The 26,007-nt window shown below is 52.7% G+C and carries 24 protein-coding genes and 1 tRNA gene; 10 read left to right on the top strand and 15 right to left on the bottom strand.

Features of this window, described 5'->3' with window-relative positions; all coding sequences use genetic code 11:
- Positions 1–3: 3 nt before the first annotated feature.
- From E1N14_RS12970 to E1N14_RS12950, 5 genes are all read right to left on the bottom strand, one after another.
- Entirely contained in the window at positions 4–1,353 is a 1,350-nt protein-coding gene (locus E1N14_RS12970) for an ATP-binding protein (protein ID WP_025889696.1), read from the bottom strand.
- Positions 1,344–2,018 (bottom strand): response regulator, encoded by a 675-nt coding sequence (locus tag E1N14_RS12965; RefSeq protein WP_025011466.1) that lies wholly within the window; start codon positions 2,016–2,018, stop codon positions 1,344–1,346. Before E1N14_RS12965 ends, E1N14_RS12970 begins: the two co-directional genes overlap by 10 nt.
- A gap of 221 nt (positions 2,019–2,239) precedes the next feature.
- Positions 2,240–2,575: a hypothetical protein gene (locus tag E1N14_RS12960; RefSeq protein ID WP_025011465.1), complete on the bottom strand. Its 336-nt coding sequence runs from the start codon at positions 2,573–2,575 to the stop codon at positions 2,240–2,242.
- 143 nt (positions 2,576–2,718) lie between these two features.
- Entirely contained in the window at positions 2,719–3,471 is a 753-nt protein-coding gene (locus tag E1N14_RS12955) for a LysE family translocator (protein ID WP_025011464.1), read from the bottom strand.
- Between the two features lie 96 nt (positions 3,472–3,567).
- Positions 3,568–4,392: an AraC family transcriptional regulator gene (locus E1N14_RS12950; RefSeq protein ID WP_025011463.1), complete on the bottom strand. Its 825-nt coding sequence runs from the start codon at positions 4,390–4,392 to the stop codon at positions 3,568–3,570.
- Positions 4,393–4,516: 124 nt separating this feature from the next.
- Between E1N14_RS12950 and nadE the strand changes: the two genes are divergently transcribed.
- Complete coding sequence (gene nadE, locus E1N14_RS12945) at positions 4,517–5,347, top strand: ammonia-dependent NAD(+) synthetase (RefSeq protein WP_025011462.1); 831 nt, start codon at positions 4,517–4,519, stop codon at positions 5,345–5,347.
- Positions 5,348–5,394: 47 nt separating this feature from the next.
- On the opposite strand, the gene E1N14_RS12940 is transcribed toward nadE, so the two are convergent.
- Entirely contained in the window at positions 5,395–5,874 is a 480-nt protein-coding gene (locus tag E1N14_RS12940) for a DUF6942 family protein (protein WP_141250898.1), read from the bottom strand.
- Positions 5,875–5,964: 90 nt separating this feature from the next.
- Here E1N14_RS12940 and E1N14_RS12935 point away from each other — a divergent pair, with 90 nt between their 5' ends.
- The gene (locus E1N14_RS12935) at positions 5,965–7,425 is read left to right on the top strand and encodes an alpha/beta hydrolase (protein ID WP_025011460.1); all 1,461 of its coding nucleotides are present in this window, start codon (positions 5,965–5,967) and stop codon (positions 7,423–7,425) included.
- Here the strand turns inward: E1N14_RS12935 and E1N14_RS12930 are convergent.
- Positions 7,391–9,559, bottom strand: a complete 2,169-nt coding sequence (locus E1N14_RS12930; RefSeq protein WP_025011459.1) for a diguanylate cyclase — start codon at positions 9,557–9,559, stop codon at positions 7,391–7,393. The genes E1N14_RS12935 and E1N14_RS12930 overlap by 35 nt on opposite strands.
- Positions 9,560–9,848: 289 nt before the next feature.
- Positions 9,849–10,877, bottom strand: coding sequence for a nucleoid-associated protein YejK (yejK, locus tag E1N14_RS12925; RefSeq protein WP_025011458.1), 1,029 nt, complete (start codon positions 10,875–10,877; stop codon positions 9,849–9,851).
- Between the two features lie 79 nt (positions 10,878–10,956).
- On the opposite strand from yejK, the gene E1N14_RS12920 reads away from it, so the two are divergent.
- The 3 genes from E1N14_RS12920 (at position 10,957) to E1N14_RS12910 (ending at position 13,290) form a co-directional block, all read left to right on the top strand.
- Entirely contained in the window at positions 10,957–11,169 is a 213-nt protein-coding gene (locus E1N14_RS12920; protein WP_025011457.1) for a YejL family protein, read from the top strand.
- A gap of 104 nt (positions 11,170–11,273) precedes the next feature.
- Entirely contained in the window at positions 11,274–13,055 is a 1,782-nt protein-coding gene (locus E1N14_RS12915) for a DUF3413 domain-containing protein (RefSeq protein ID WP_025889703.1), read from the top strand.
- 158 nt (positions 13,056–13,213) lie between these two features.
- A tRNA-Pro gene (locus E1N14_RS12910) sits at positions 13,214–13,290 on the top strand.
- Positions 13,291–13,419: 129 nt separating this feature from the next.
- Here E1N14_RS12910 and E1N14_RS12905 read toward each other — a convergent pair.
- The 4 genes from E1N14_RS12905 to E1N14_RS12890 all read right to left on the bottom strand — a co-directional run bounded on the left by E1N14_RS12905 (position 13,420) and on the right by E1N14_RS12890 (position 16,604).
- Entirely contained in the window at positions 13,420–14,148 is a 729-nt protein-coding gene (locus E1N14_RS12905; protein ID WP_025011456.1) for a DUF4336 domain-containing protein, read from the bottom strand.
- A 70-nt stretch (positions 14,149–14,218) separates the two neighbouring features.
- A complete protein-coding gene (locus E1N14_RS12900; protein ID WP_025011455.1) occupies positions 14,219–14,878 on the bottom strand; it encodes a helix-turn-helix transcriptional regulator in 660 nt (219 codons plus the stop codon).
- A 44-nt stretch (positions 14,879–14,922) separates the two neighbouring features.
- Complete coding sequence (locus tag E1N14_RS12895; protein ID WP_025011454.1) at positions 14,923–16,197, bottom strand: L-cysteine desulfidase family protein; 1,275 nt, start codon at positions 16,195–16,197, stop codon at positions 14,923–14,925.
- A 23-nt stretch (positions 16,198–16,220) separates the two neighbouring features.
- A complete protein-coding gene (locus tag E1N14_RS12890; RefSeq protein ID WP_028781671.1) occupies positions 16,221–16,604 on the bottom strand; it encodes a RidA family protein in 384 nt (127 codons plus the stop codon).
- A gap of 264 nt (positions 16,605–16,868) precedes the next feature.
- On the opposite strand from E1N14_RS12890, the gene E1N14_RS12885 reads away from it, so the two are divergent.
- Entirely contained in the window at positions 16,869–18,176 is a 1,308-nt protein-coding gene (locus E1N14_RS12885; RefSeq protein ID WP_025889728.1) for an SLC5/6 family protein, read from the top strand.
- Between the two features lie 89 nt (positions 18,177–18,265).
- On the opposite strand, the gene E1N14_RS12880 is transcribed toward E1N14_RS12885, so the two are convergent.
- Positions 18,266–19,351, bottom strand: a complete 1,086-nt coding sequence (locus tag E1N14_RS12880; RefSeq protein WP_028781669.1) for an AI-2E family transporter — start codon at positions 19,349–19,351, stop codon at positions 18,266–18,268.
- 504 nt (positions 19,352–19,855) lie between these two features.
- Between E1N14_RS12880 and E1N14_RS12875 the strand changes: the two genes are divergently transcribed.
- Entirely contained in the window at positions 19,856–20,182 is a 327-nt protein-coding gene (locus E1N14_RS12875) for a low molecular weight protein tyrosine phosphatase family protein (protein WP_025011452.1), read from the top strand.
- A gap of 199 nt (positions 20,183–20,381) precedes the next feature.
- Here E1N14_RS12875 and E1N14_RS12870 read toward each other — a convergent pair whose 3' ends face one another.
- Positions 20,382–21,731, bottom strand: a complete 1,350-nt coding sequence (locus E1N14_RS12870) for a dihydroorotase (protein ID WP_025889417.1) — start codon at positions 21,729–21,731, stop codon at positions 20,382–20,384.
- Between the two features lie 212 nt (positions 21,732–21,943).
- Here E1N14_RS12870 and E1N14_RS12865 point away from each other — a divergent pair, with 212 nt between their 5' ends.
- The 3 genes from E1N14_RS12865 to E1N14_RS12855 all read left to right on the top strand — a co-directional run bounded on the left by E1N14_RS12865 (position 21,944) and on the right by E1N14_RS12855 (position 25,422).
- On the top strand, positions 21,944–22,828 hold the full coding sequence (locus E1N14_RS12865) for a 6-carboxytetrahydropterin synthase (protein WP_025011451.1): 885 nt from the start codon (positions 21,944–21,946) through the stop codon (positions 22,826–22,828).
- Positions 22,829–23,027: 199 nt separating this feature from the next.
- Positions 23,028–23,870 (top strand): M23 family metallopeptidase, encoded by an 843-nt coding sequence (locus E1N14_RS12860; protein WP_099049558.1) that lies wholly within the window; start codon positions 23,028–23,030, stop codon positions 23,868–23,870.
- A gap of 151 nt (positions 23,871–24,021) precedes the next feature.
- Positions 24,022–25,422 carry a GGDEF domain-containing protein gene (locus E1N14_RS12855; RefSeq protein ID WP_025011449.1) on the top strand — a complete coding sequence of 467 codons (1,401 nt, stop codon included), beginning with the start codon at positions 24,022–24,024 and terminating at the stop codon, positions 25,420–25,422.
- 17 nt (positions 25,423–25,439) lie between these two features.
- On the opposite strand, the gene E1N14_RS12850 is transcribed toward E1N14_RS12855, so the two are convergent.
- Positions 25,440–26,006, bottom strand: a complete 567-nt coding sequence (locus E1N14_RS12850) for a VOC family protein (RefSeq protein ID WP_025011448.1) — start codon at positions 26,004–26,006, stop codon at positions 25,440–25,442.
- Between the last annotated feature and the right edge of the window lies 1 nt (position 26,007).

Genomic DNA, 26,007 nt, shown 5'->3' with positions numbered 1-26,007 from the left:
GACTCACTGCATGGGAATTTGAATGCGGAAGCGGGCACCTTCCAGATCTGAATCCTCAATGCTGAGGGTGCCGCCGTAACTGCTGACGATTTCATTACATACCGCCAGACCAATTCCCTGTCCCGGTGACTGGGTATCGGCGCGCACCCCGCGCTGGATGATCTTCTGTTTAAGGCTCTCATCAACACCTGGGCCGTCATCTTCTACCAGTATCTGCAGTATGTTGCCTTGATAACCGGCACTGACGCGAACGGTTGAGATACACAGGCGGAACGCATTTTCCATCAGGTTGCCGAACAGCTCCATCAAGTCGCCCTGATTGCCGGGAAACTGCAGCTCTTCCTCTATTTCTGCGCTGAACTTCACCTGTTTGTCACGGTATACCTTAAACAGCATCTGTGCCAGTTGCTCCACCAGAGGGGCAATCGGAGTCTGTTCCTGCTTGAGGCCTTTGCGTCCCAGCATGGCGCGCTTGAGCTGATATTTCACCAACTGATCCATCTGGCTCACCTGTTCCATGATTTTTTCGCTGCTGGCCTGTTTGTCCAGGCTGGCATCATCTGTGATGGCATGCACGGCGGCGAGACGGGTCTTGAGGCTGTGGGCCAGGTCATTCATGGCATTTTGATAGCGCTGTTGTTGGGCGCTGGATTGCTGCAGCAGTTGGTTGAGAGCTTGGGTGACGCCTTCAAGCTCCACCGGATAACCGCCCGAGAGTGACTTGGACTTACCGTTGATGATGGATCTCAACTCATTTCGCATCTGTACCAGTGGCCGCATGCCCCAGTAAGCGGCGCTGATAAGCAGTACCAGCGCCAGTGCCAACACCAGTGCCAGGCGAATATAGGTGCGTTTGGCAAATTGGCTGTATTCCTGCTCCAGTTTGGCCGCATCCTTGAGCACCAACAGGTTGTAGTGAATACCGGCGATATCGACCGACAGCAGATAGGCAAAATAGGCGCGATTATCGGCCATGTTGAGGTAGTAGGGGGGCGCTTCGTTGCGGATTTCATTGAAACGTTCACAGGTATCGAACAGACCTCTGTCCACCGCCAGCGACGAGGTCCATACCTGCTTGAACTTCTCGTCACAGGAGGCGATGACATAGCGCTCCTGTTTGTTGTTCTCCTCAAGCCAGGAACTGGTGTCCGGTATCAGGTCGTGCTCCCTGAGCTCGGCAGCCACCTGAGGGATTTCGGCTATCAGCTGCGCCGTCTCTTCGTTGTAGCTGTTTTGCGCATGCAATATGTTGACCATCCAGGCCAAGCCAAAACCGACCACGGCAATGATCGATAACGAAGTGAGAAACATCCGCGTCAGCAGGCGTTTCTTGGGCTTTATTCTCAATTGCATGGCAGGTTGAATTTGTACCCCTGGCCTCTGATGGTCACTATTGGATTTTCGATACCATCACGGGTCAACTTCTTGCGCAGTCGGCTCACCATCACCTCAATGGTGTTGGGATCGCCTTCCTTGTCGCCGTAAATAACGTCCAGCAGGCGCTGTTTGGCGACCACTTCATGGTTGTGACGCATCAGGTATTCGAGAATTTGATATTCGAAGGCGGTGATTTCCATCGGCTCACCGTTCATGGTGACTTGCTTGGCGGCGAGATCCAACGACAGGTCGCCGCTGTTGATCACCGGCTTGACGAAACCGGCACTGCGGCGGACCAAGGCATCGAGACGGGCCACCAGTTCCTCTTTTTGAAAAGGTTTGACCAGGTAGTCATCGGCGCCGGCGTTGAGTCCCTCAACTTTGTCTTGCCAGTTGACCCGGGCGGTAAGGATCAGGATAGGGGCTTTGACATCTTCATCCCGCAGGCGTTGGATAAGCGCAATGCCGTCCTGATCCGGCAATCCCAAATCCACAATGGCGACATCAATGGGGTAGTTGGTCGCCTGAAAAAATCCCTCTTTGGCTGTTCCCGCCACCTGGACCTGATTTCCCAATTCTCCCAGTTGTACCTTGAGGTGATGGGAGAGCAAGGGATCGTCTTCAACAACCAAAATTCTCATATTCTTTACGCCTTTAACTGAAATCCAAACAGTGTACGCAGTTCCCTGGAACAGCTCAAGCCGAGGGGCTAAATCAAGGGCTTAGGCCAAAGACCCGGCTGGCTTAAACAGGGCTATACACTGGCTCGAGTGTATAGCCCTTTTACTTAACCTGTGCTGACCTCTGATGCGGATTGTTGAGTAATTGGTCTAAGAATTGGAAAGGTTGTGGTGAGTTGCCGTTATGGCAGGCGGCTACGGTTTTTCGCCAGCCCATTACCACTCCAGGCGCACAGCAGAGTAAACAGGGTGACCCCGCCCATAATGAATGCCAGCCTGAGCCAGGGGGCATCCATAGCCTGGCGCATGGCAACATATTCAAAGCCACTCTTGGCCCATACCAGCAAGGCGCCGGCCAATAGGCCGACTTGCAGGATGCGAACGACAACGGCGCTTTTTACAAACAGCACGGCCGGCGCCAACAGGCAGATAGCGGCGGCGATTGTGTGTGAGTATCTGAGAAAATGGGCACCCAGCAGCCAATAAGCAAGACAGAGTAAAACAACACGCCACCACATAGAAACCTCGAATCGATTGAGTTGGGGCTATTCTAGTCTGGATTTAAAATGCATTCTATTTACTGCTTCACAGTTTGCCCCCGGAGCTCCAAGGGTTAAGTCCTTCAGGTTTTATACCAAGTTTGTGGCTCAATTGTTCCGCGTCAAGCCGTCAGCAACCTCAGCAGTATGGCAACCGAGACGGCCAGGAAGATAGCGCCGCAAAGGTAATCTATGTAATGGCCAAAGCGCAGCAGGCGTTGCTGCACCCGGGCGTGAGACAGCAGCATGGCCAGCATGGCAAACCAGATAACCGAGAGCAGCGGCAGTAATATGGCGGCCAATAGCTTGGTCTGGCTGTTGACCTCCGGGGTGATAAGGGTGGAAAACAGCGTTAAAAAGAACACCAACGCCTTGGGGTTGAACAGGTTGGTCGATAACCCAAGCAGCAACCCGGCGGCGGCAGACATGGTGTTATCGCTCGCACTTTTACCTGGCTCATTGTCTACCCTATTGTTTAACTCCTCGGACTGCATGACTTGTGTATCATTGATTGCTGCCCGGCTGGTTGGCAATTCATTGGTTTGAGCTTCAGCGAGTGGTCTTGCCGCCAAGGCGCGTTTAAGCCAGGCCTGAACACCAAAGGCTCCCAGTCCCATCCAGCCCAGATAAAGGGCGCCAAAGAGCTGCACCAGCACAAACAGGGTATGCGAGCTTTGAATGGCCAGGCTGACACCTGTGAGGCTCAGGACAGTGTGCACCAATATCGCCAGAGAGATGCCAACGGCGGCCGCCAGTGCGGTGCTGCGCTGCTCTCGGCTGGCAATTTTCAGGATCAATGCAAAATCCGGCCCCGGGCTCGCCAATGCCAGCAGGTGAATGGTGCCCAGGGTCAGCAAAAGATGCAGATCTGTCATAGTCAACTCTATCCTGTAGTGCCTCATTAAGACGAGGCTGAAAGTGTTTGGGTATAGGGGTAAAATGCTCAGCCACCAGAGAGGGGCGTGTGGCATTCACAGCATGCGCCGCTGAAACGCCTGTGGAGAAAGCAGGAAGGCACGCTTGAAGGCTTTGTTCAGATGGCTCTGATCGAAGAAGCCGACTTGCTGCGCCACCGAAATCACACTGTCTCCCCTGAGCAGGGCTTTCTTGGCATATTCCAGGCGGATCCGCTTTAAATAGGCATGTGGCGTCATGCCGGTTCTCTGGCGAAACTGCCTAAGCAGTTGGTATTGGCTGAGATCCAGCTCCTTGGCAAGCTGCGGCAACCTAAATGGCGCACCGGGATCGGCATGAAAGGTTTCTCTTAACCTATCGAGCTGACTCTGACTCAAGGCGTGAGGCTGCCTCTCGGTATTGAGCTTGCGGCCATGCAGGCGCATCAGCTTTTCCAAAAAGGCAATAACCGCGGCTTCGGGAACCAGGAGATCATTGGCTGCTATGGGTTGGGTCAGCAAATGGTGCAGCTGGCAAAATTCCTGATACAGCGCTGGATGATGCAACATAGGCGCGGCAAAACTGAAATATCCCAGGCCGAGATCCCGCGCCAGTTGTTGCAGCCAGTCATGGGGCAGGGACATTACCAGGGCACAATAGCCCTGTTGTTCGCTGCTCTGGCCATCATGGCTGCTGTCGGGATCCAGGGTCGACAGCCAATTGGGTCTCAGGTGCCAGGTTTGGCCACGGTAATGAAAGTCCTGGCCGCCGTGACTGACCACACCGATATGAAAGTCCAGATGAACATGGGGCTCGAAGTGAAAATGTTGAAAACTGGCCCGACTGATCTCCAGTTCGGGATGGGATGGGGCGCGCCAGTAATGGATTTTCTCCTCGTGCATCTTGCTATCCTGGGTAAGAATTTATGTTATCTTAGCGGTCGGTGATCCAGGCCGCCTAGTAAATTATTGCACGGCCGGTATCAAAGTCAGACTTATAAACACCGATAACAGATTGGAGCCCACTGTGAAAGGACAGATCTTAAGAGAAATGAAAGTACTGAGTGCTATTGAACCTGAATATGAGGTGGAAAGGCGGGTAGCATTTCTCAAGGCCAAACTGCAGGAGGCTCACTGCAAGACTCTGGTTCTGGGGATCAGTGGCGGGGTCGATTCTTCCCTGGCCGGACGCTTATGTCAGTTGGCGGTAGATTCGCTAAATGAAGGCAAAGCCGAGGCTGAGTACCTTTTTGTGGCCATGCGTTTACCTTACCTTGAACAGCGCGATGAACATGAGGCGCAGCAGGCGCTGGCATTTATCCGCCCCAGCAAACTGGTGACTGTGAATATTCATGACGGGGTTAGCGGCATTCATCAGCATGTACTCAGTGGCTTTGACCGCGCTGAACTGGCGCTACCGGATGCCAACAAGGTTGATTTTGTGAAGGGTAATGTCAAGGCCAGAATGCGGATGGCAGCCCAATACGAGGTAGCTGGCTTACTCGGGGGCCTGGTGGTCGGTACAGATCACAGCGCCGAAAATGTCACAGGTTTCTATACCAAGTGGGGCGATGGTGCTTGCGACTTGGCGCCGCTTTTTGGCCTGAATAAGCGTCAGGTCAGGCAGTTGGCCGCCTTCCTCGGCGCCTCGGAAACCCTGGTCCGCAAGGCGCCAACGGCGGATCTTGAGTGTGACAACCCTGGGCTTGAGGACGAAGTCGCCCTTGGGCTGAGTTACGATCAGATAGACGACTTCCTTGAGGGCAAGCCGGTTTCCGCCGAGGTGGAAAGCAGGATCATAGCCATCTACAAAGCCACGCAGCATAAGCGCAAGCCTATCCCGACCATTTACGATTAACCGCTCAAATTGAATCGTAAAACGCCGCGTTAATCGCGGCGTTTTCTTTATGGGTTGCAGTGCAGCGCTTGGCGCAGCAGCAAAATACTGGCGTTGGGAAACTGGCGGTAATCCAGGTAGGGGACTTTCCAGCGCCACTGATCCAGCCGCTGTACCCCGGAGGCACCGGTGAGCTCCTGTCCGGCATCGTCGGCGATATTGAGTTTGTCGGCGGCTTCATTGCCGGCGATAAGAGCTATGCCGCTATCAGTTACTAGCTCGGTCGCGCCTATCTCAAGCGCTACCTGGGAAAAGAGCCCCTGTTGCAGAAAACTACGCCAGTCGTCATCCGGGGCAAATATCTTGGCGCAGATCACCAGGATTTTGCGCCAGTGGTTGGAGTTGGCGGCTATCAAGGCCGCGGCGGCATCGCTCTGCTGCCAATGCCAGTCAAGCGGCAGTGTTGGCGGGTTGGGCAGATAAACCCGCGCTTTGGCCAGGTCGTTACCAATACGCAAAGGAAATGAAGGCGTTGAGTGTGCGTGCACGTTTGCTCTCTGTTAGACTTTTATGCCAATGAATCTCAGTGTAATGCCATTCCAGCGTCGCCACTTTGGGGCAGTTCAAGGTAAAGGTCAATGAAAACTCTGCTTATCAGTTCGGGGAAACAGCTCTCTATCGCGCTTTTTTATGCTTGCTTCGGTATAGGGCTGGCGTTGACTGTAACCGGGATCTGGCTACTCAATGGCCGCGCCGATTTAAGTCCTTGGCATACCCATTTTCTGAGCCATGAGTTTGATCGCCACAAGGGAGTCGAGGACTTCGGTGATTATCTCAAGTTGGAGCAGCAACTGTTTACCGAGCTTGATCAGGAACTTGGCAAGCTTTCCGGTGGCATCAGTTCCCCCATCAATCGTTATCACAGTGGCAGCATAGCGGATCCCAAGCGCTGGGCTTTGCCTTGGAATCAAAGTTTTGAGTGGGCCAATGTGGACGCGCAGTTCGGGCTCTTGCTGCTTCATGGCATGTCAGATTCACCCTACGCCATGCATCAGTTTGCCGAGCAGTTCAAGGGGCGCGCTCATGTGTTGGCATTGAGGCTACCGGGACACGGCACTCTGCCATCAGGCCTGGTGCGCCTGGAATGGCAGGATCTCGCCGCTGCCGTCAGGCTGGCCAGTCGCCATATGAGCCAGGTGCTAAACGGCAAACCTCTCTACGTGATAGGTTATTCCACTGGTGCCAGTTTGGCACTCAACCATGAGTTGGAAAACCTTCACAGCGGCCGGCCCACGGACTATGAAAAGGTGGTGATGCTGTCACCGGCCATAGGTTTGGCCCCCATGGCCGTGGGAGCGCAGTGGCAGTCGCAGCTGGGCTATATTCTGGGGCTGGAGAAACTCAGCTGGAATACTATCTCACCCGAGTATGACCCCTTCAAATACAGCTCTTTTGCCGTTAATGCCGGTGATGTGGTTTATCGCCTGGCGCAGCACAACAGTCAGCGTTTGTTGGCTTTGCCTGAGGATAAAAAACGCCAGTTGCCGCCGATTTTGGCGTTTCAGTCGTTGGTGGATGATTCGGTATCGACGAAAGCTGTGCTGGAGAACCTGTTTCTGCAACTGCCCAAGGGAGCCAATGAACTGGTGATCTATGATATGAACCGCAGTCAAGTGAACCTCAGCATGACACCTGTGGATCCGCTGGCGGAAATCAGCGGCATACTGGCACGAACCAACCTGACTTTCCGGGGAACTTTGATTGAGAACCAGGTGGGCTTTAGCCATCTGGTGCAGGCCAGAGAGTTTGGTACTCATACCGGAGTGGAAAAACTCGACTTCAAATGGCCCGTGTCTGTCTATTCCCTGTCTCATGTGGCCTTGCCGTTTTCTGCCAACGACAGCCTGTATGGCAATCAGATGCCGAACAGCATGGAGCGCATTCAAATTGGCGCCGCAGCGTCCCGAGGGGAGCGCGGTGTCATCAGCATTCCGGCTGCGGATATGCTACGCCAACGTTGGAACCCTTTCTTCGATTATCAGATGCAGCGGATTGAAGCCTTTTTCAACCAAAATCCTGAGCCGACAGAGTACAGATGACCCGGTTGCGCCCCTCGCTTTTGGCCTGGTACAGGTTGGCATCGGCTTCTTTCAACCATACCTCGAGAGATGAGCTGTAGGAGGCGTTGGCAATCAGGGCGCCGATACTGACAGTGACACTTATTAGGCGTTGATCTTCGGGGTTGATGATCTCAAGCTCGGCAATGGCCTGACGAATTTCATTCAGAAACTGCTCTATCTTGAGTGGGTTGCACATGGGCAGCAGCAGCAATAACTCTTCACCGCCATAACGGCTGATAAGATCCGAGTCGCGCTTGAATTTTGTCTTAAGTAAATCGGCAACCCGTTTCAAGGTCTCATCGCCGCCCAGATGACCATATTCATCATTGACCCGCTTGAAAAAGTCCAGATCCATCAGCACCACGGCTATGGCTTCGTGATTGCGCTGACACAGACCCTGCAAAGTGGCGAAACTCGCTTCGGCATGGCGTCTGTTGGCAAGTCCTGTGAGTGGATCTGTCTGGGCCAACTGTTTGAGTTTACGGTTGGCCTGCTCAAGCTCCAGAGTTCGTATGATGACTTTTTCCTCCAGATCCAACTGATGCGCCATCAGTTGGCGTTGGCTTTCCTTGAGCTCACTGTAGAGATGGCTTACTTCCACGGGCACATTGTGGCCATCGAGTAACTTATCCTCGGTAAGGCGTTTACCCTTGTTGAGCTGCTCTGAAATCAACTCCAGCGGCATGGTCAGGCGCTGCCCCACCACCCTGGCGACCAGCAGCGACAAGAGTAAAAACAGCAACAGTAGAGCAAAAGTGAACATAAACTGGCGCTCTACTTCGTGCAGCAATGGGGCGTAAGGGTCGAGCACAAAAATTTGCCAGTTGTTTGGCAGGCGATAGTGGCTGTAAACATATTCCGGGCTGTCATTATCCAGTGCTTTTAGATTGAGCATGGGCAATAAAGAGCTGTAGTGCTTGCCACTTTGGCGATAGTTGAGCCGCTCGAGTTTTGGCAAGGCCAACGCCCTGGAGGCATAGATAAGGCGCATGTTCTCATCGACAATAAACATCAACTGGTTGGTTTGTTCCAGAAAGTCATTATCCAGTTCGCTGAAACGATTGAGGTTGAGTGAGCCTTCCAATATGCCGATAACTTGTGGGCCTGTGGCGAGATACAGCGGGCTGCTGATGGCGACTATGGCATCTGAGCCGAAGCCCCGGCCGAGAAATACCGGTGAGACATAGAGGCGCTCGTTGAAAAACGCCTGCTGGAAATAATCCCTGTCATCTATACGAATATGATTTCCTTCAAGGCCCTGAAGCCTGCTGACAGGGCTTGCCTGCACTATGCTGCCTTCGGGATCGGCAATCAGCATGGTTAAAAATCCCGGATTGAGTTTGTGCAGCCGCGACAGCATCCGCTGCAATTCATCGGGAGTGGGTGAACTGTGTTTGATAAGCTCGGCGGCGGTGGCTATAACCGACTTATGCCGCTCGAGATAATGCTCTACCGCCAGGCCGATATTTTTGGCGGTTTCATGTAAGTGTTTACCCAGGATCTGTTGCTGCTTGTTGACCCAGTAATAATTGAATACCAGGGTAGAGATCATCAGGCTCAGGTTAAGCAGCAGTAAAAAGCTGTAAAAGAGTTGGTTGCCAAAGCCACTGCGCTTGGCGGGTAACTGACGAGCAATCATGTGTGTCAATGCGGGGATTACCAATACAATCAAGCAGGCCAGGGTGATATAGACCATGGCATTGACCGATTGCTTGATCACCACAAATGGAATGTATTCAGAAGGTAAGTCGCTGAAATAGTGGAGATAACCATAAATAAGTGGCATGCCCAGCAACAACCAGAAGCCGACACCCGCGTAAAATACCGGCCAGCGCCTGAGCCTGGCAAACCCCAGTGCCAGGGCCTCAAGGCAGAAAAGCAGATAAACGTGCGGGCTGTCCCATTGCAGCATCAGCGAGGTGACGCTGATGGTGGCGGCGAGCAGGGCATACCAAGGCCCAAGTAAGATGGCGACAATCACATAGAGGGTATTACCCAACACCAACTGCACATTGGCAAACAAGGGGATAGGGAAGCTGTTACAGGCAAAGCCTATCAGGCCGGCCATCAGACTCAGCAACAGTGGTTGTCGATACCAGGGCAAGTGGGTCAAGTCAGTTCCAACTCCCGTCTGGAGTTAACGAATAGTTAATGACAAATGCTAGAGCTAAATGGTTTATTTAACAATAATTTTTGAATATTTGTCTTGAGCGCTACCCAATACCTGTTTCGAATCGGTACTCGCCAAGGTTAGCTGTGGTGGCGGTTTTGCATAAAAAGGGATGGTTGGGTGGTCAAACAGGGCAAGCCAATAAAGATGAATAGCTGAAGATTGCGGCCGGAAAAAGCATCAAGGCGCCCTTGAACAATGAAAGCGCCTTGATGTGTTTGACATGACAGCCTTATTCGCCCTTGAGGCGCCGGTCCAGTTGATCTTTTAAGTTGGCGGGCACGCCTTTGATTAAAATGGTATCCGAGATAGGGTCGTAGATGACCCGTTCGCCCAGATGTGAGCTGTCAAAGCTCAGGGTCAGGCCGCCTCCGGTGCCGGAGAATTTCTTCAACTGCCTCAGGGTGGATTTATCGGCCGGAAACTCCTCTTCCAAACCGTAATCACCGCCCACGGCAAAGTCATAGAAGGAATCCATGCCGGATTCTGCCAGTTCATCGGCCAGATCCTTGAGCATGACTTCACTGCCGTTGTCGACCTGGGAGGTACAGTATTCAAACACCCGGTCGCGGCAGGTTTGACGCTCTTCTTTGGTCAGTTCACCGCCACCGACAAAGTCTTCCACCGCCTGCATCAGGGTCTTGCTCTGCTGCTTGGGGTTAACCCCTTCGACGCAGCCCATAAAGTCGAGGAAGAAGTCGGCCACCTTGCGACCGGCTCTGCCGCGGATAAAGGAGATATATTTGCGTGACTCACTGTCGGCTTGCCACTCGGTGAGATCGATTCGGGCCGCCAACTGGATATTATTCAGATCCAGATGGTCGTTTTGCGACAGCTCCATATCATCCAGCACTGTCATTGACGACTTGGCATTCAGCAGTGCCACAAACAGGTAGTCGCTGGCCATAAAGGTATAGCAGGCCAGCAGCAAAAATCCGCCCTGGCTGAAGTCATACTTGGAGAGTTCTTCCTGCAGCAGTTTGCCGGCAGTGGCTGAGAATTCTACAAAGCCTTGCTGCCCATCGCGATAAGACTTGAGTGCTTCCTTGAAGGCGGGGTTGGCTTCGCCATCATCACCGGGGACGCCAAAATAACCAAAGCCTTTTCCCGCTTTGCTGGAATAGCTTTGGTGCAGCTCATCAAGCATGGTCTCAACAGCCTGGCTGTTCAGCAGTGGTTGAGGGCGCAGACGGCAGCTGAGCTGGCCTTCGCCGTTTTGGGTGATTGCGTGAATAATCGCTTGTTCGACGTGAATACTCATAAGCCCCGATAGTGATACTCTGTTGTAAATCCGCTATTATATGCCGCTAATCCTAATCTGAGTGAATCATTTTTTATTTATGGCTATCCAATCAAAATATACCAATGCTCAAGTTGAATCCCTGATCGCCGAATTGCTGGCTGTGCTGGAAAAACACCAGGCTCCGACCGATCTTGGCCTGATGGCGCTGGGGAATGCGGCTTCGCATCTGTTATCGACCAAGGTGCCCAAGGAAGCCCGTCAGCAGGTGGCGGAACAATTTGCCAAGGCATTGACACAATCCCTGCGTTGACTTGTAACAACTGAAATGCGCTAAATAGTGGCGTTGTAAGTCAAAAAGCACATAATAGCAATCAATGTAAGATACACAGGCAACTTACAAAAAAGCGGATCCATATGGTCGAGCGAACAAAGCAGTTGGGCAAGGATAGGGTTTCACGCCTAATCAATTGGGGGCACTGGTTTGCCTTCTTCAATGGCTTTTTGGCCATGATAGTCGGCAGTCGATATCTGGAAAGTGTCGGCTACCCGGAAACCTGGATTGGTTGGGGTTACCTTGGCGTCAGTACCATAGGCCATTTCAGCTTCCTGGCATTTATTGTCTATCTGGTGTTGCTGTTTCCCGTTACTCTGTTGTTGCCTTACTCGCGTATCCTTCGGGGATACGCAGCAGTGGTGGCCACCCTTGGCCTGTGTATCATGCTTTATGACACCATAGTCTATGACGACTATGGTATGCATTTGAGTCCCTTCGCGGTCGATTTGGCCTGGGCCGACCTCAACAGTCTGCTGCATGGCACTTCCTATATCGTCACCCCCCTTGGGATCCTCGCTCTGGAGTTGACCGCCGCCAACTTTATCTGGAAGCGGATTGAGAAAATTCAAAAGCGCAACTATGGCAACAAGGTGGTGGCCTTTATCGGGGTTTGCTTTGTCAGCAGCCATCTTATTCATATCTGGGCCGATGCCGCCGATGTCACCGAAATTACTCGTTTCGATGATGCCTACCCGTTATCCTATCCGGCGACGGCGCGCACCTTCATGGAAAATCACGGTATCGATGGTTCCAGCAGCTTGAAGGTGGATACCGAAACCAGCTTTAAATACCCAAGAGCGCCGCTGACCTGCAGCGCCGAAGAACATCCCAATGTGCTGCTTATTGCCATCGATAGCCTCAGGGCCGATATGGCCGACGAGCAGACCATGCCGTTTTTCAGCCGCTACAGCAAACAAAACCATGAGTTTATGAATCACCTCAGCGGTGGCAACACCTACCGCAGCGGCATGTTTTCCCTGCTTTATGGGCTGCAGGGCAGTTATATGGACGCGGTGGAACTCAATTACACCAGCCCCTTGCTGGGGCAGAGCCTCAAGCAGCAGGGTTATAATCTGGGGCTGTTTACCAGCAGAAGCAATTATGCAGAGGCGCGGCCCCAGGCAATTTTCCGCGACTTCGACGCTCATATTGCCGAAGATGAGGGTGGCAGTGCCATGGCCGATATTCAAAATATCGACAGTTTCAAGCAGTGGCGGGCCCAGCAACAAGCTCCTTGGTTTGCACTGCTGAACCTCAAATCACCGGAAGACTATGATACCCCGGTAGGTTTCCTCGGTGTGCAGACGGTAAAACCCGACAGTGCCCTCAAGCCGGCGCAGAAGGTGTTGTTCAATCAATATCGGCAATCGCTGAACTTTATCGACAAACAGCTGGAGCAACTCTTGTCAGCTATGCCGGAAAATACTCTGGTGATTATCACAGGTGTCAATGGCAAGGTGTTCACCAGTAATGCCGATGAAGCCAGGCGCGACCTGTCACCGGCCAATGTCAATGTGCCTCTGGTGATCCATTGGCCCGTCGGCGGCCACGCCCAGGCTAAATACCGCACCAGTCACTATGGTTTGGTGCCAACCTTGATGAGCCAAGTGCTGGGGTGCAGCAATCCGGCCACAGATTACAGTGCCGGTCGCCATTTGCTGCAACCGGACAGTCTCACTTGGGTCTATGTCGGTGATGCCAGAATTTTTGCCATCTATCAGCAGTCGGAGATCACTGTGATTGACCGTCACGGTCAATATCGTATCTATGACAAGGCTTATCAGAACCGCCTGGACAAGAAGATGAGTGCCCCGGAACTTATCGAAGTGATGCGCGAAGGGCGGCGTTTGTACAACCATTAAGCGCTGCGGATTAAAGACTGTACGATAGAGAAAAAACAGACCACAAACTAGGCAGTTAAACTAAAAATCCTCAGATGGAGCTTGCACAGCCTCGCGACTGTTGATAAAGTTCTGCCTCGTTGAGACGGCACACTGCGCCAGCCGCTCAAGACAAATATCGGTATGTAGCGCAGCCTGGTAGCGCACTGTCATGGGGTGTCAGGGGTCGGAGGTTCGAATCCTCTCATACCGACCACATTCAAAACAAAAAAGCCCAATCTTATGATTGGGCTTTTTTGTGTCTGTCTTTTTTATCTGTCTTTTTTATTTGTCTTTGGGTAAGCAGCGAAGTCAGCAGTCTTGCTGTTTTATGCTGCTGTGCCTGTCAGTGGTCAAGGTTCCCAAGCCAGGAGAATGAACGGCGGATAAAGCGGTCGGCATCCCGGGACTGACATTCGCCGTGGGCTATGATGAGTTTCTCCGCTCGCCAGCCAAGTATAGTCGCCAGGGCCTTTCGGGCCTGAGGTTTGCCAAAACTGAAGCTCAGGCGCCAATCCAGAGGTGTCTTGCCGTTAGGGGCCAGTATGCCGCTGATGCTTGCCAGCGGCCTTTGCCAGGCTTTGAAGCACTTGGGCTGAAAGTTCTCAATCAAATCGGTCAGGATCAGTGTGCGGCTGTGGCGATGAAAGAATACAGCCTCCTGCATCACAGGGCTGCCCTGAAACAGGCAGAAGTCCAGCTCGGTAAGCCAAGGGGCATTGTGTTGCGAGTCTGCCAATTCGCTGAGCAGCAGTTGGTCGAAATGCAGATCGCTGCGTTTTTTTGCCAGTTCTTCGGTCGCGTAGCTTAGGGCGTTGGGAAAGGCTTGCTGCCAGTCTTTGACAAACAGATGGTGCAATGAGTTGGGCGCCAGCAGATAGCTGACTTCACCGAGGGCATTGACCTCCTCGAGCAGTTCGCGGCTGAGCTCTATGGGGGAGTGGAGCCAAAGCGTGCCATCATCAAGCCTGACCACTGTCATCCGGGTACTGTAAGGCAGGCCAAAGAAAGGCACTGTCTTGCCTGCAACTATCCAGATGTTATCACCGAAGGGTATGAGTCTGTGATTTGGCATTCCGGCTCCTTGGTCTCACTTCTTCCATGGCATTGTCATCTAACGCCGATGATCCCGCCCATTGTCAATGTTACTCCTGTGGGGCTTTTAATTCCCTCAGGTAGCGGTAAATGGTGTGCACAGAAATATCCAGGCGCTTGGCGGCCACCTGGGCACTGTCCTTGAGCTCAAAAATACCGGCATCGAAGAGGCGAGTCACTATTTCACGGCTCTTTTTCGATGGCGGGATCAGTTCACTGTGGCGTACTTCCTGGTTGACCTTGTCTATGGTGCTGTGCAGCGCTTCTTCAATATTACGGGCAAAGACTTCCGATGTGCCACTGCTCTCTGTGAGCGGACATTGCTGCGGCAGCATGGAGCGCAGTACAGACATCAAGGGCGCATCCATATCCGTGTTGATACACAAAAGGCCTATGGCCATCTGCTTTTCGTTGCGAATAACCGTAGTGATGGATTTCAAGGTCTTGCCGTTGCTGCTCTGGCTGAGATAGGCCTCGGAAATATCGTGGCCGCTCTTGAGCTTTTCCAATGCCAGATTGGTAATGGGAGCGCCGACACTGCGGCCGGTGACATGGCCATTGGCTATTTTGATGATTGAAGGGTGGTCTCGGTCCAGACTGTGCAAAACCACTTCTGTGTGTTGCCCATACATGGTGGCTATACCATCGACCACGTTTCCCATGGCGTTGAGTATGTCCATATCTTTGGGGGTCAACTTATGAAGTTTCACAGCTATCCTCTTGCGATGGCCCGGCAGTCGCCGGGCGTCGGAGATTAGGCAGACATAATACTGATAATGGTACTGTCGGTCGACACCATTCCATCACAGATCATCTGTCCCAGATTCTTGATTGTTTGTTCGACATCGGCGGCGACTATGCCTTGAGTCGATACGGCATGCTGGTTAAGCGCCATCAAAAACGCCCTGACAGCCGTGCTTGATGAGGTACTGACCTTCATGGCGCAGGAGGCTTTGGCGCCGTCACAAACCATGCCGGCACTGTCACTGATAACGTTCTGAATGGCGTAGCAACCTTGCTCAAAACTGCCTCCGGCGAGATAAACCATGGCCATGGCAGCGGCGGCACTGGTTACTGTATTGCCGCAAAAGGCTGACAGTGGCGGATAGTGGGACTTGATATAAATCGCGCCCAAGTGGCTCATGATGAGTGCCCGGGCCAGCTGCTCTTCACTGCAGTTGAACTTCTTGGCCGTTACAACCACAGGCACGGTGGCGGCTATCCCCTGGTTGCCACTGCCAAAATTGCTCATGGCCGGCAGGGTGGCGCCACCCATGCGGGCATCAGAAGCCGCGGCCGTATACATGACTATGGAGTTGAGCAGGTCATCACTCAGCAAGCCGGTATCTATGTTTTTCTTCAGCGTTCTGCCCACCTCCAGGCCATAGGCCGAATTCATGCCTTCGTCGGACAAACGGGAATTCAGATCCGATGCCGCCAGAATAAATCTGATCCGGTTAACATCTATCCCGGTGGCAAACTCATATATTGAGGCGATGCTGATATCGACCCCGTCGCATACCGAAGCGGTACTGCCCTTGGCAGAGGCTTCTGCCCGATACAATAGTTGGCCGTCGAGCCATTTCTCGGCAATTCGGGTATGGCTGCCACTGATAACGATTTTGGCCTGGTGCTTGTCGTTGGCAGCTGTCACAGCGCAGTAAATAAACTCGTCGGCCTGAATGCGGCATACCTTGACCTTACCTGCGTCAATAAGCGCCTGGGCCTTGGCCACTTGTGCCGGGTTGATATTCGCCAGCACTTCAAGGCCGGCATCGGCATCGCCCCCAAGGGCTCCTGCCGCTGCGGCAATGGCCAGGCCTATCTTGCCTGTGCCGGGAACAAATACTCCCATGGAGTTTTTGTAGAGGTTGTCCGAAACCTGAACTTCCAGGCTCAAAGGCTTGGCGCCCAAGGTTTCGGCTGCAACGGCCGCGGCATAAGCCGCCGCGATAGGCTCGGTGCAGCCCAGCGCGGGACGCACAACTTGATTAAGGATATCTATATATTGTTGCCACTGTGGTTTCATCACTAGGTTCCACCGAGTCTGGTTTAAGGATTGATATGGGCAATGGCTTCGACTTCCACCAAGGCGCCCATGGGCAGATCTTTCACCGCAAAACAGCTGCGGGCAGGGCAGTCTTGCTTGAAGAAGGTCTTGTAGACTTCGTTGAAGGCGGCAAAGTCATTGATGTCGGATAGATAACAGGTGGTTTTGAGCACGTTTTGCAGGCCACTGTTGGCGGCTTCAAGCACATATTGCAGATTCAAAAGCGATTGGCGGGACTGTTCACTGATCCCACCTTCGACCAAAGCACCTTGTTCACGGCAGACTGGCAGCTGGCCTGAGGTGAAAAGCAGCTCACCATAAGCGGCTGCATGAGAATAGGGGCCTATGGCTGCGGGGGCTTTGTCTGCATTGATAGTCTTTTTCATGATATTCCTTGCAAATATATTTGAGTAACAAGCGATTTTGTCTGCACAATTATTTGCAAATAGGCTTCTTCTTGCAAATTTATTTTATAAAAAGGTGGGCTGTAATTGCTTTTAGTGTGACGGTGATCTTATAAGTTGGCGGTTTTGTGGTTAAATTCTCGGCATCAGCAAAAGTTGCAAAAATCTGGTTGCTGCTGTCAGTTGGTTCAAATATATTTGCAAAAAATAACATGTTGGGTATCCAACAATAACTAAGGTTGTTATATGAAAACTGACACTTTGACATCAGAGTGGGGCGCAACAATTACTCGGGAAGACACGCAGGCCTGGAAGGAAGCGACCCGATTCGACAGTACTGACTGGGGCTGGATCATCATGTCCATCGGCATGGCCATAGGCGCGGGCATAGTATTTTTGCCTGTGCAGGTGGGGTTAATGGGATTATGGGTGTTTCTTTTGTCTGCCGTGGTGGGTTATCCGGCCATGTACATGTTTCAGAAGTTGTTTATCAATACCCTGGCCGAGTCCCGCGAATGTCAGGATTATCCCAGTGTGATCAGTGGCTATCTGGGGAAAAACTGGGGCATATTTCTCGGCGCACTCTACTTTGTCATGTTGGTCATCTGGGTGTTTGTCTACTCGACGGCGATCACCAATGACAGTGCCTCTTTCCTGCAAAGCTTTGGAGCCACCAAGAGCCTGCTGTCGGAAAACCCCTTCTATGGTCTGGGGCTTATTTGTCTTCTGGTCGCATTGGCCTCCCGCGGCGAAAACCTGTTATTTAAAATTTCTACCCTTATGGTGCTCACCAAGTTGGGTGTGGTGGCGCTGCTCGGCTTAATGATGGTCGACAAGTGGGATATCAATAATGTCGGTGCAGTGCCCACTACGACTCATTGGATCCGTGATGCCGTGGTGATGCTGCCCTTTACCTTGACTTCCATTCTGTTTATCCAGAGTCTAAGCCCCATGGTGATCTCTTATCGTTCGCGGGAGAAGTCGATTGAAGTGGCGCGCTTCAAGGCGATGCGAGCCATGAATATTGCCTTTGGTGTGCTGTTTGTTACCGTGTTCTTCTACGCCGTTTCTTTCACTCTGGCGATGGGCCATGAGCAAGCTGTGAGGGCCGAGCAGGAAAATATCTCTGCCTTGGCCATGGTGGCTCAAGGTATGCCTGGCCAGACGCTGAAACTCCTGAGCCTGACGCTGAACATCTTTGCCGTGATGACGGCTTACTTCGGGGTGTATCTGGGTTTTCGGGAGGCGTGCCAGGGGATCACCATGAACCTACTGCAGCGGGTTATGCCCAAGGAGAAGATCAACGCCAAGCTGGTGGGGTACGGCATTATGGTATTCACCATACTGCTGTCCTGGGGCGCGATTGTGCTGAATGCCCCTGTGCTGAGTTTCACCTCCATCTGCAGCCCGGTATTCGGTTTGGTGGGTTGTCTGATTCCGGCCTATTTGGTTTACCGGGTACCTTCGCTGCACAAATACAAGGGCGTTGGCCTGTATGTGATTATCGCCACTGGTATCTTGCTGTGTATCTCGCCCTTCCTGGCATTCAGTTGATAGATGCAATTGGCTTTAAGAACGCAGTCTTAAAATCAGTGTCAAAGAGCCCCGCAAATGCGGGGCTTTTTAAGCTTCAGGCGGCAGACTCAGGCTTGGTCCTGCTGCTGCAAAAACTCATGAAACTCCTCTTCATAGAGACGGAACAGCACCAAGGTAACGGCAAAGATGATCGGGCCGTAAATCAAGCCGATGAGACCAAATAGCTGCAAGCCACCCAGCAAAGAGAAGAAAATTAACAGGGTGCTCATTCCGGCAGATCCCTGCATCAGAATCGGCCTCAGGAAGTTGTCAATGGAGCCAACCACCAATATGCCCCAGGCGCAAAGGAACAGCCCCCAGCCCCAGTCTCCGGTCAATGCCAGATAGAGCGCTGCCGGCACCCAGATAAGTGCGGTACCCACCACAGGAATAAAAGAGGCGAATGCCATCATGGAGCCGAGGAACAATCCCGGCAGGCCGACTATGGCCATGGCAATACCACCGGCAAAACCCTGTGCCAAGGCGGTCAGGAATGAGCCGAGTACCGCCGACTTGGCGACTTTTTCCACCTCATCGAGAATTTTGTCTTCCTGACTGCGGGACAGGGGGATCACGTGTCTGAGACTGGCAATAATCTGTTCGTTGTCCCTGAGGAAGAAAAACAGTACGAACAACATCAGGGAGAAATTGACAAAGAAACCTGTGATATTGCCGAGCAATGCCGTGCTCAAACCAACCAGACGGGTGCTGAGCTCCGTAAGCGCTGCGGTGGCTTTTTGCAATATCTCCTGCGGCTCTATGCTGTCAAACGGCAGCCATTTATTGGCCAGCGCCAGTGCCGACTGTACCCAAGGATGTTCCAACAGCTCCTTGGCACCACCATGGGTCAGCCATTGATAGGCATGGGTGGCGGAGCTGACGCCCTGTTCAATCACGGAAATCAGCATGAACAGCAAGGGGATTAAGATGATCACCGTCAGCAAGATGCAGGAAAGCAATGCACTCAGGTTGGGATGTTTGGGGAGTTTCGCTTCTATGCGCTTGTGCACAGGCAAAAACAGCAAGGAGACGATAAATCCCAGCAGTATTGCCCCCAGATAGGGAGCGACCAATAGATAACAGGCGTAGGCAGCAATGGCCAACGCGGCGAGGATCAACCAATGGCGGGGTTCAACCCGAAAACGTACGGACACGGGAATTCCTTTTAATCAAGAGTGTGTTGAATTTGCCATCTGCAGGGAAGGGCATGGTTTATAGACTCATCGGTCTGTTGCCAAGGACTCCGGCTTTTAAGCCAAGCATATCCGGGACTTGCTTGTACCTTCCTCTGCCTGTCCGGGCGACCCAGACTCGGTTACAGCGGAAGTTATTAAACCACGGAGCGACGGGGCAAGAGAAGCACTGCTTGGTTGATAAGGGGGATTGGCGCTGGTTTTGTATGCTATGCGTTGCCGCCGGTGCCGTAGGGGGCGGATACTGGGGCAAAATGCTTGTCAAACTTAGGTTTTAGTCGCATTGCCGCATAACTGGCGGAATAGACTTTTAGAACCGTTTTTTATAGGCTAACTCATTGAAATTAGGAAACGAGCGTTAATCCCGTTAGCAATAAACCTATAGCAGATAGGAACAGATGCAAGGCTATGTTTAGACCATAAGCCGCTGTTAACTGGTATGCAGACTGAGAAAATAAATTAACCATGAATCTACTTTTTGTATGCAGTGAGAATCGCTTGCGAAGCCCTACCGGAGAAGAGGTTTTCTCTGCATTTGAGGGGATTTACGCGATTGGAGCCGGCACCAATGCCGATGCGGACACTGTAGTAAGTGGCGATCTTATTCAATGGGCTGACTTTATCTTTGTCATGGAAAAGTCTCACAAGATTAAGGTCGCAAAGAAGTTTAAGGAGCTTCTGAAAGGCAAGAAGCTTGTGTGTCTGGATATTCCTGACAATTACCAGCGGATGGATCCTGCTCTTGTGACCTTACTTAAAAATAAGGTTGCCCAGCATGTTCGATTATCTTAGATAATAATAAAAATCATGAACTTGCTATGTTAAGGCCTTAAATTCCGGAAAAGATAGCAACTGGCATAGCTTCAGTTTACCGAATTCATTATGCATTGACTTGAAATAAACAAGATATTGACCAGCATCACGCATACTTGTGTCTATGTAAAAAGGGCTCCTTTCGCGGAGCCCTTGGTTTATCAGCGATTAAGTGCGATTAAGTGCGACTAAATGTGAGGCGTTGGCCCAGGGTATTGTCGATAAAGCGACTGCCGTCAAACAGTTGGTTACCATTGACCCAGGTACCACTGATAGAGGCGGCAAACTTGTGGCCGGTAAAGGGCGACCAACCGCAGTGATAGCGGGTGTTTTCCAGCGTGGCCTCGAAAGGCTTGTTGAGATCCACCAGTACCAGATCCGCCAGATAGCCTTCGCGCAGATAGCCCCTGTCTTTGAGTTCAAAGCGCTCGGCCACCGCATGGCTGGTCTTTTGGACGATTTTTTCCAAACTGAAGTGCCCCTTGGCATGCAGATCCAGCAGGCCGAGCAGTGCATGTTGCACCAGCGGCAAACCGGACGGCGCCTTGAAATAGCTGTCGGCTTGCTTCTCTTCCCAGGTGTGCGGCGCGTGATCTGTGGCGATAATGTCAATGATGTCGCGATTGACGGCATCTATCAGTGCCTGTTGATCGGCAAGGGTCTTGATGGCCGGGTTACACTTTATCTGGCTGCCGAGGCGGGCGTAGTCACTGTCGTTGAACGAAAGATGGTGTACACAGACTTCGGCGGTAATGTTGGCACCCTTGAGTTGTGCCAGTTGCTTGGCCGGCTCAAACAGATAGAGTTCGTCGGCGGTGGTTAAATGCAGTACATGCAGGCGTGCCTTGTGACGGATGGCCAGTTCGGTCGCCAGTTGAGATGACTTGAGGCAGGCTTCACGGGAGCGGATTTCGCCGTGCAGCTCCATAGGTATGGCATCGCCGTATTTTTCACGCATGGCGGCTTCATTGGCGGCTATGGTGGGGCTGTCTTCACAGTGAGTGGCAATGACCACAGGAGAGTTGGCGAAGATGCCGTCAAGAGTGGCACTGTTATCCACCAACATATTGCCGGTAGAGGCGCCCATAAAGATTTTTACACCACAGGCCTGGTTGGGATCGAGACGTTTAATCTCTTCCAGGTTATCGTTGGTGGCGCCGAGATAGAAAGCAAAGTTGGCCAATGAACTTTGAGACGCGCGGGTATACTTGTCTTCCAGCGCCTGCAGATTGGTGGTTTGCGGGTTTACATTGGGCATTTCCATAAAGCTTGTGATACCCCCGGCCACGGCGGCGCGGGATTCACTGGCGATGGTGCCCTTATTGGGGAAACCCGGCTCGCGGAAATGCACCTGATCGTCGATCATCCCCGGCAGCAGGTGTTTACCCTGAGCATCTATGACCTGAGCCCCTGCCGGAGCCGTGATCTGGGAGGCAATCTGGCTGATGCGGCCGTTGTCGATCAGCAGATCCTGAGTACGGATTGTTCCTTCATTAACCAATTGGGCGTTGCAGATGAGGGTTTTCATAGGATACCTGATTAGCGTTATTAATATTGGCAGTGACTTGCGTATAATACCGGAAACTCAAGCAAAAAGCTGTGGAGCTTTTGGACAAGATCACAGACTTTTTGCGAAAGATACGTCAAGTGCCGATACCCTGGCCGGTATCGGTTCAATCGGTGCCAATATCGGCCGGCCGATAACACATGGGTGGACTGTTTATCTGCCTGGGAGCGAGAATGCAATTATTTGTCAAAGATTTAACTGTGGTTGATTTTTCTTACCTGTGCCCGTTTCGCGGCATGGTAGGCGAAAGTTGGATAGTCGATGTGCTGCTCGACGGTGGCCTGGATGAGCAAAACATGTTGCTCGACTTTTCCAAGGTCAAGCGCACCATAAAGCAAACCATAGATGAGGTGGCCGATCACCGTTTATTGGTGCCCACCGCCTGTAGCCAGGTACGCTGGCAACAGCAGGGCGACAAGGTGTGGATGGACTTCCATAGTCTGCGCGGCAGCATTCACCTGGCTTGCCCGGCGCAGGCTTTCGCCCTTATCCCCAGCGAGATTATCGACTTTGACAGTGTGAATCAGTTTTTGCACAAGGCGTTGACAGATGCCTTGCCGGACAATGTTCAGGGTATCAGCCTGACACTTCGCAACGAGGTGCTGGAAACGCCCTATTACCATTACAGTCACGGCTTGCGTAAGCACGACGGTAACTGCCAGCGTATCGCTCACGGTCACCGCAGTCCTGTCAATGTGTTTGCCGATGGTATCGCCGCGCCCAAATGGGATGAATACTGGGCCAAACGTTGGAAAGATATCTACCTTGGCAGTGAAGAAGATGTGGTTACCGTCAGCGAGCTTGAGCTGTCACCCCAAACCAAGATAGATGACAAGAGCCATATTGGCTTCAGATACCAGGCGCCGCAGGGTGATTTCCAGTTGGCGATGCCAAGAGACTGCTGTGATTTGATCCCCCATGACACTACGGTCGAACTGCTGGCTCATTTTATGGCCGACAGCATGGCGGGTTTTGAGCCGGGCAAACATTTTAAAGTGGTAGCCTTCGAGGGCATAGGCAAGGGCGCCATCGCATCGGCGCAGCATCAGGGCGACTGATATCACCTGGCCTGAGCCGGACCAAGAATAACGCCAACCTAAAAGCAATCTAAAGGCATCCGCAAATAGGCCGCACCTTGGGGTCTATGGGGCGTAAAGATAAAGAGGAGCAAGAGTGAAGTTCAATAACAGCAAGATGCCAATCCCATCTTTTAAGGCGCTGCCACTGATGCTGCTGGGCACTTTGGTTGTGAGTCCTATGCTGCAGGCCGAATCCAAGTCTGAGCCTCAGCCCAACATCAAACCCGAGTCATCACGGGTGCAGTTTCAGGGCAAGTTTGAACAGGGGGCCCTGATCAGAGCAAGAACAGAGCCGGGTGCTGAGGTACAGCTCAATGGCGAGAGCATCACCTTGACACCGGATGGCAGGTTTGCCTTTGGTTTTGAGCGTGAGGCCGCGCTCGAGCAGACGCTGACACTCAGTTACCCGGATGGCAGCAGTGAGAGCCGTAGCCTCAAACTCGACAAGCGGGATTATCGCATTCAGTATGTTGAGGGGATCAGCAAGAAAATCATGAAGCCGGATCCCAAGGCCCAGGAGCGCGCCGCCAAGGACAGCGCCCAGGTCAAGGCGGCCCGCAGTCATTTCAGTACCCGGCAGGCGTTTGCCGACGACTTTATCTGGCCGCTGACAGGGCGAATTTCAGGGGTTTATGGCAGCCAAAGGGTCTACAACGGTAAGCCCGGCACACCGCATTATGGTGTGGATGTTGCCGCAAAAACCGGCACTGTGGTGGTGGCGCCGGCCGATGGCGTTATCAGCCTGTCGGTACCGGACATGTTCTATTCCGGCGGCACCATGATTATCGATCACGGCTATGGCGTCAGCTCCAGCTTTTTGCATTTAAGCAAGCTCTATGTCAAAGAGGGCGATGAGGTGAAACAGGGCCAGGCGGTGGCCGAAGTGGGGGCGACAGGACGAGCTACTGGGCCACATCTGGATTGGCGGGTGAACTGGTATCAGATGCGTCTGGATCCTACCACTTTAGTGCCGCCAATGAGTCAGGTATTGCAGCAAGCCAAGAGTGACGCGAAAAAGTAGCGCTTTACTTTGACTGACTCATTGGACTGACTCACACTCGATGTCATACGCCGCCGGACTAGCCCCCTGGCGGCGTTGTTTTTTTCTTTGTCAGCCACAGGCTTAGAAGGGGTTGGCTATACTCATTCTATGAATATAGCCGGAAGAATAAGTGACTGATTTGAGACGTTGGGGGCGCGACGAATGGCTGCTGCTTTTGCTCGGAGGTTTGGTCTGTTATCTCAGCGGCCGACTGGGCATGGCCACTCTGGTATTGCAGCCGAGCAATATAACCCTTCTATGGTTACCTTCGGGGATAGGGCTTATTCTGTGCTTGCGTTTTGGCGCCGTCGCCATAGTCCCTTTGTTTATCGCCTCCTTTCTGGCCAATCTTCCCGGGCTCAATAACGGTCATCTGAGCCAAACCTTGCTGCACACCTGGGTCTCCGCCGCAATTGATGCCCTGATGCCACTTTTGGCCGCCAGAATGCTGCGTTGGGCCCTGCCCATGGGGTTGCAAAGAGCCAGGGAGTTACTGGGTTTTGGGATCTACGCTTGCGTTATTCCTGTGGCGTTGTCCAGTATCCTGCTGGCGGCAAATCTTGTTTGGGGCGGTTATATCGACAAGAGTTACTGGCCAACCATGGCGGTGATGCTGTTTTTGGCTGATGCCCTGGGGATAGTCTTGGTTTATCAGGTGTATCTGGGGTGGTCTGAGCGGTTTTTTATCAGCCAACGGCAAATCCGGGCATCTTTGCTGTCGATCCTGGCTTTAGTACTTATTTTCACTCTGGCATTTGGCAATCAACCCTGGGTCTTGTATCTGCTGTTGCCTGTGTTGGTGATGCAGGCATTTGAGGGCAGTTTCCTGTTGACTTGCAGCCTCAGCAGTGGTGCCTTCATTGTCGTTATCTGTGGCAGCGCCAAGGGGCTGGGGCCCTTCGATGCCGGATTGTATTCGGCAGAAACGGCGGAACTGGCGGCGTTTTGTTTTGCCAATGCGCTGGTCTTACTGGGGATTGCCCTGCAAAATCGCCAGTTGCGCCTATCCGAGCAGCACAGGGAAGCCTGGCAACAGGTGGCCTTTCGCGATCCGCTGACAGGGTTACTCAATCGCCGTGGATTCGAGCCGCAATTGGAGCTGGTGGATAAGCAGGCCAGGCTCAATCGTGAAGACTACAGCCTGGCGCTTTTGGATCTGGATCATTTCAAGTTAATCAACGACAGCTTTGGTCATGCCACCGGCGACAAAGTATTGAAGCAACTGGCCGGCTTGATGCAGGCCCAGTGTCGCCAATCGGATGCCATTGCCAGAATTGGTGGTGAGGAGTTTGCTATCTTGCTGCCAAACTGCGCGCCGGCTCAGGCTGTTAATCTGATGGAGCGGCTGCGGGCCAGAGTAGCCGATGAAGATTTCCATGATGAGAGCGGCCAACCTATCCGCCTCAGTATCAGCGTTGGCCTGGTGTCCGGCCCTGCCGGTTGCCGCTCGGGTAAAGATCTGCAGGATAAAGCCGATCATTTTCTTTATGTTGCCAAGGCTGAAGGGCGCAACCGGGTCGTTCAAGGGTAAAGCGGCATCAGAGCCGCTTACTGCTCGCTGGCGATGATGGCCTGAATGCTGTGAGGGTGCACCTTGACGCAGACACCGCCGACCTTGAACGCCAACGTCGGGTTGGCCAGGCGTTCGGTTTCGCCTTTGGGGCTGCTGGCCTTGCGTTTAATATCCGTGTCGCCATCGAGTGTGGCTTGGGTCCGGGGGCAAAGAGTACGCAGTTGCTCAGCCAGTTCATCGCAGCTTTGGGCGCCACCAGGCAAAACCAGCTCCAGATGTTCCCATCCCTCTTCGGGATAGTGTTTATCGCCGGGGAAGGGCAGCTCGATACAGGGAATTTGCCATTGACCCAGTTGTAGTGGCTGTTGCAGCCGTATGATCAGGATAGGGCGGCCGTTGATGATGTTTTCCGAGATAATTTCACCACATTGGACAAACTCGGCCTTGAGCTTTTCTGCCGCGGCAACAGAGTTGACCCGCAGCGCGGCGTGATCGCACTCGCCTAAACGCTCGAGTCCCAGGCGTTCAATCAGGGGCATGATTTTGTCGGCAAAGGCTTGCCAGTCTGCCAGCAACTGCGACAGAGATTGAAGGTTTTGCATA

Source organism: Shewanella algae, assembly GCF_009183365.2.
Taxonomy (GTDB): Bacteria; Pseudomonadota; Gammaproteobacteria; order Enterobacterales; family Shewanellaceae; genus Shewanella; species Shewanella algae.
The sequence above is the reverse complement of the archived record's forward strand: the minus strand, read 5'-3'. Positions and strand labels throughout refer to the sequence as shown.